General features: G+C 60.0%; 6 protein-coding genes. 4 read left to right on the top strand and 2 right to left on the bottom strand.

Annotated features, from left to right (window positions below):
- Positions 1–106 precede the first annotated feature (106 nt).
- The 4 genes from AAFX91_RS38645 to AAFX91_RS38630 all read left to right on the top strand — a co-directional run bounded on the left by AAFX91_RS38645 (position 107) and on the right by AAFX91_RS38630 (position 2,562).
- On the top strand, positions 107–325 hold the full coding sequence (locus AAFX91_RS38645; protein WP_165421436.1) for a hypothetical protein: 219 nt from the start codon (positions 107–109) through the stop codon (positions 323–325).
- Between the two features lie 188 nt (positions 326–513).
- Positions 514–1,173, top strand: coding sequence for an ABC-three component system protein (locus tag AAFX91_RS38640; protein WP_130582811.1), 660 nt, complete (start codon positions 514–516; stop codon positions 1,171–1,173).
- Between the two features lie 28 nt (positions 1,174–1,201).
- On the top strand, positions 1,202–1,654 hold the full coding sequence (locus tag AAFX91_RS38635) for an ABC-three component system middle component 2 (RefSeq protein ID WP_349644917.1): 453 nt from the start codon (positions 1,202–1,204) through the stop codon (positions 1,652–1,654).
- On the top strand, positions 1,654–2,562 hold the full coding sequence (locus AAFX91_RS38630; protein ID WP_394569992.1) for a hypothetical protein: 909 nt from the start codon (positions 1,654–1,656) through the stop codon (positions 2,560–2,562). The genes AAFX91_RS38635 and AAFX91_RS38630 overlap by 1 nt, the downstream gene beginning before the upstream one ends.
- Positions 2,563–2,665: 103 nt before the next feature.
- On the opposite strand, the gene AAFX91_RS38625 is transcribed toward AAFX91_RS38630, so the two are convergent.
- On the bottom strand, positions 2,666–3,901 hold the full coding sequence (locus AAFX91_RS38625) for a Wadjet anti-phage system protein JetD domain-containing protein (RefSeq protein ID WP_394569991.1): 1,236 nt from the start codon (positions 3,899–3,901) through the stop codon (positions 2,666–2,668).
- Positions 3,898–5,383, bottom strand: a 1,486-nt coding sequence (locus tag AAFX91_RS38620) for an SbcC/MukB-like Walker B domain-containing protein (RefSeq protein WP_394569990.1), incomplete at its 5' end; no start/stop codon positions are given. The genes AAFX91_RS38625 and AAFX91_RS38620, both read right to left, overlap by 4 nt.

Here is a 5,383-nt window from a genome sequence, read left to right as displayed (position 1 = left end):
CGCGCGAAACTACTTCGCCGTCGTCGCCATTGCCGCCACTCTGCTCTGGATAAGGTAACTGTCCACACGGCCTAGACGAAGTGAGTAATCCTTTGGCGCAGGGGCGGTGGTCGACATCTTCTCAACCCAAGGTCATGCCTGCTATATCCGGCACCGCATACCGGAAGAGTCGATGAGAAGCCCTGCCATTCGGATCCAGGAACTCGATGACAGCCAGCTTGAGGAGTTCGTAGATCTTTGGGCGAGCCAAAAGTCGAAGCTATACGTCAGCGTGGAGCGGGTCGGCGGCGCCAACGATAAGGGCCGAGACGTCATCGGATTCTAACCCTCCGCCGACACGAAGGCGAATGGCACCTCTACCAGTGCAAACGGAAGACGCTGGGATCGAAACTCGGGCTTTCAGAGGCGCTGCTCGAACTCGGAAAGGTCTTCTACCATCATTCCGAGGGCGCTTACGCGACGCTCCCAACCAAGATCGTTTTCGTTTCGCCGAGAGGCATTGTCGGCCCGTTAATGACCTTGCTTCAAAATCCTTCGACGATAGCCAGAGCGCTAATCGGCAACTGGGATAACTACTGCAAAAACAAGATCACGAACGTGCCGGTGCCCCTCACGGATCGATTAAAGGCCCTGATCGACGGATACGACTTCGTCAACGTCGAGTATCTAACGGCGCCTTTGATCGTCAAAGATCCGGCCGCTCGCGCGGCTCTGATCAAGGTTCTCGGTCTGATCCCGGATGAAGCCCCGCCGGGCGTCGCCCCCGTCTCCATCCAGCCCGAGGAACTCGAGTATGTCGACCAGCTTCGCCGGGTGTACAACGAGGCATCGGGAAGCGAAATTCAGACGGCCGACGAGATCCTGCGGCATCCGGAGCATGCCCAACATTTTCTCGATCAGCGCACGCGCTACTTTGATGCCGAGCATTTTCAGCGCTTCCACCGCGACAGCTCACCTCCGGAAGCGTTGGCGGCTTTCCGTGAGGACGTCTATCATGGCGTCATCGACGTCCACCGTCAGCGTCACCCGAGCAGTCTCGAACGACTGGACGCCGTTATGCGACACGCGTCGACGTTGCCCGCTGGTCTGATCGGCCGCGTCGTACGCGTGCCCGTCAAACAGGGGATGTGCCACCACCTGGCTAACGAGGGACGAATGAAATGGATTCCGTAGAGAGCTTCGGAAAACTGTTCAATTCCCCCTGGAGGCGGGGATCAGGGCCGTCGTAGTGCTGGAAAAGCTGCGTCCGGAAGCCGCCGATCTCGCAGAGATGGTGCTTTTGGATCACGTGGTGGTCCACACTGCTGATATCGGAGGGCCGCCGAGCCTACATCCAGACCTATCCGATCGCAAGGGCGAGCTTCTCGTCAGGCGGCGTCTCGTCGAGAGGAGCCTTGACCTGATGCGCCGCTGCCATCTCGTCGATCAAGAAATCACCGACCAAGGAGTTCTGTATCGAGCTTCCGACGAGGCTGCCGGTTATATCGAGCTTTTGGAAACGCACTATTCCCAGAAGTTGAAGGACTGCGCCGATTGGATCGCGCTTCAGGTAAGGTCGGTCGGCAAACATCAATTCAAAAATTTCGTGCGCACCCAGATCGGAGATTGGACCGAGGCGTTTAGCACGACTAGCGGAACCTCCCTTCAGGGATAATGAGGGATGGGGTCGCGCGCTTCATCATCCGTCGGCTGGCCGTAACGGGACCGAAGGTCCCGACGGCCGAACTGCTGTTCGCGGATGGCGTCAATGTCATTTGGGGCGCGTCGAACACGGGAAAATCGTTTACAGTCAAGCTTCTCGATTTCATGTCGGGCGCAAAGCCGAAAATGCTGCCCAACATCAATCAGCGACAAGGTTACAACAAAGCCTGGCTTGACCTGATCCTGCCGACATCTGGCCAAGTCACTCTCGTGCGCGCGCTCGCCGGCGGTAGCTTCGGACTGTACAACCATTGGGTCCAGCCTGACACCAAGGAAGAAGCGACGCGCACGCTTTCATCGGAACACAAGGGGAAAGACAGCCTTTCTGGGTTTCTGTTGGCAGAAATCGGCATCGCCGACAAATCTTTTTCAAAGACGCAGCACGCCGCGAAAGTCGCATTCTCCTTCAGACATTTTGTCCCCTACCTCTTGACCGAGGAAACGGACATGATGGGAGAGTGGCCTCCGATCCGAATTTCGGACTTTAACAGCGACACGTTGGATAAGAATGTCCTGAAATTCATTGCCACCGGCATCGATGATTCCGCCGTCATCGAGACGCCCAGTCCCGATGCCCAGAAGTCCATCAACTCCGGCAAAGTTCAGATGGTCGAAGAGATGCTCGCGACCGCAGAGCAAGAGCTCAACCGCGAGTATCCCGACCCATCCGACCTGGAAAATCAGCTTGCGAAACTTGATAAGGCCACCGACGAGCTCCAGTCGACTTTGGTCCAGCGCCAAAACGAACTGGATCAACTGCGGCTTGATCGACGGTTCATTGTCGACTCGATAGCCGAAACCCAAGAGCGGCAGACGGGGAGCTTTCCGAAGATGAGAAGGCAATCGCGGCCAGCGGTGTGAAGGAACGCTTCTTCATTTACTTGAAGGAAAAGAGCGCCGAGGCTCAATTCATCATCATCGAGAATGACCCGCCGCCCCCTTCTGTCGCAGACTACGCCACAATCTATTCTTTTGTAGGCAACGAGGGAGAGGAAGGTCGAAAGGGATTTTTCTGATCGACGATCTTAGGATCCAGCGCCTCCTGCTCGAGGTGACGCACGTCCGATCCGTACGCCAACCACTCCGCCAGCTCGCGGATTGCACTGTCGGACTTCGCGATCGAGGCCAAGCTCGGATCCGCATCTGCCGGCTGGCCGGATCTCTCAGCCAGCTCCTTGGTCATCAGGTGCGGACGCGGTCCGCGGGACAGGTTTTCCTCCAGGTATCTGAAAATGCGCACGCCGCCGGCGTCCACGTCGCCCCAGTGAAGGAACGGCACCTCGGCCGGCACGAAGGTCAGGACCTTCGATAGAAGCTCGATGAGGCCCGCCGCCGGGAAGCCGCCTGTGTACACGACCAGGCTGCCGTCCTCGATCTCGCGGACCTGCCTATTGAAACTGGCATAGTTCTCGACCGTGAGGATCGCCGCCGGCACCTGAAGCAGCGAGAGTTGCGGCAGCATCTCCGGATGAATCGACGCGAACGGCCTGGCGCGACCATCAATCAGAGGACCGCCGGCGCCTACCACGGCAACGGGCCCTTTCAGGTGAACAGGGTGACCAAAGCGCTCCAGCCCGATGTGCGCCCATACCACATCCACCGCTGCGCCGGGCTGCCCGATCCGCGCGCCGAGAACGGCGGCGAGCCGCGAAGCGTGCCGATCGAAGGCCTTCGTGTCGTTCGTCGCCTTTTGGGAGAACGTTCGCGCGTCCAGTCCCCGGGCCTCCTGCCGCGAGATGGACGCCAACAGCGTGAAGAACTCCCTGGCGGAATCGGCCTGGCCGGCCGTCAGGCGATAGGCGGCCTCGCCGCGCGCCCACCTAGCCGCCATCTCGTCTAACAGGGTAGCAAGCCACGGTTCTCCGGTCGCTGCAACCGGAAGCAATTCGTCCCTGACGCGTTGCGCGACCGCCGGCGCGGTCGGGCGACCAAGATGCCTGGCGAGCAGTTCCGGGTTTAGGACACGGACCCGCTCGATCAGGTGGCTCCGGTCCCTCTTGCCTCGCTCCATTTCGACGGCGCCGAACCTCGCCGCCGCGGCCATCTGGTCGTGAAAACGGCTCACCTGCTGCGCGGTCGAGAGCCTGTCGTACTCCGGAGCTGCGGAAGCCGGCCGCGAGCGGTCGGGATTGCGCTCGCTCCGCTCCAGCAATCGTTCGAGGAATTCGACGCCAGCGTCCGCTTTACGAACGTCGGTCATTCCGCGGCCTGGTCCTGCGGGACAGCCGCAGCCTTCTCAGCGGCGATCAACTCGGATTTGAACACGTCGAAGCCCTTACGGTACGGATCGATTGCAACGATCGCGTCGCGCGCCTTCTCGGTCAGGAATTCGGTGTCAATCATCACCTGGTTGCCCAGCCGGTTCACGTTGACGACGGTGTCGACCACTTCCATGAACACGTGGCGCTTTTCGTCGGGGGTGGCCAGCATGACCTGGAGCCCGAGATCCCGCATGAATTCAGAGCACTGACCGATCGCCTTCGTATCCAATCGATTGAAGGCCTCGTCGAAGATTGCGAGGGACAGCCCGCTCTCGCCGGTACGCCGGTTCTGGTACGTGGCGGCCAGCGAGGCACCGATGGCGATGTAGAAGGGCAACTGCCCTTCACCGCCGGATCCCGTGCCCGCGCGGCTCGTCAGCGAAGAGCGGATCTTCCCGTCGGCATCTTTGATGTAGAGTTCGAAGTTGAAATACTTGCGCGGATCCTCGATTTCTTCGGTCCGTGCCTCCGGATTCGACAGAATCTCCTCGATCTGGCGGACGGCCCGCATCATGGGGGTGTTCGCGTCCTCGCTGCGATCCCCGAAGAGCGGTAGATTGAACTCCGGCTTTCGGGATTCCTCGACGAGCTCGATCATGTCGACGTGGGTCGGCGCCTCCAACGCCTTGAACGAGTAGTAGTCGCGCCCGTGGAACTGTCGATCCTTCAGGTGACGGTTGAGCTCGCTCAAGGTGGATTTGATGCCGGTGAAGGCGTCGTCGAGCCGGTGAAGGAGGTCATCCCTGAACGCCGACGTCATCTCGGTCGCGGCATTACGGCACTTCTCTTCGTACTGGACCAGTTCGTGCCCGTCTAGGCGCTCCTTTTCGGCGGCCGCCCATTGTTCGACGGTCGCCGGGGTCGCTTCTTCGGCGGTGAATGGCGGCACGACATGGAAGTCCTGACCGTGCTTATTCATCGCGTTGGTCATTTCGCGCATGAGGCTGGAGCGCCGTGTCGTAGAACGAGCCTCCCTGTCCGCGGTCAGCCCGTCGATGCGGTTCGGTATCGTCTCCGTCGCCATTTCGGCAACCTCCGTCCGGTAGTCACGCATGGCTGTTGATTGCGGGAAATCTTGCCGCATCTGACGCGCACGGTCGCGTCGAGCTGCACGCGCGGCGTCGCGGTTCTTTTGCATGTAGTCATCGTACGCACCCTCGGCGCGGTCTCTCGCACTTTGCGCACGAGTCGACGCGTCCTGCTTTTCGGTCTTGAGCCGATTAGCCGCCTTGACCTCGCCAGCGAGGCGCTCGAGTTCGGCGATGAGCTTGGGATCGCGGTTCCGCCGGGCGTCCTCGATGTTCTTCCCGATCTCCTCGAGCTTCCGGTCGAAATCAACTAGTGGTGGTTCATCACAGTGATTTTGACGTTTTGATACCGAGCCATTCGAGGATCGGCAAGTTTTCGGGTGGCAGGAGAAT

This window comes from Bradyrhizobium sp. 31Argb (genome assembly GCF_043638955.1).
Lineage (GTDB): Bacteria > Pseudomonadota > Alphaproteobacteria > Rhizobiales > Xanthobacteraceae > Bradyrhizobium.
Note: the sequence above shows the minus strand (reverse complement) of the source record. Positions and strands in the feature narration are given on the sequence as shown.

Coding starts and splice junctions, on each gene's coding strand:
- AAFX91_RS38640 (WP_130582811.1), top strand. CDS start 514: ATGACCTTGCTTCAAAATCCTTCGACGATAGCCAGAGCGCTAATCGGC.
- AAFX91_RS38630 (WP_394569992.1), top strand. CDS start 1,654: ATGAGGGATGGGGTCGCGCGCTTCATCATCCGTCGGCTGGCCGTAACG.
- AAFX91_RS38625 (WP_394569991.1), bottom strand. CDS start 3,901: ATGACCGACGTTCGTAAAGCGGACGCTGGCGTCGAATTCCTCGAACGA.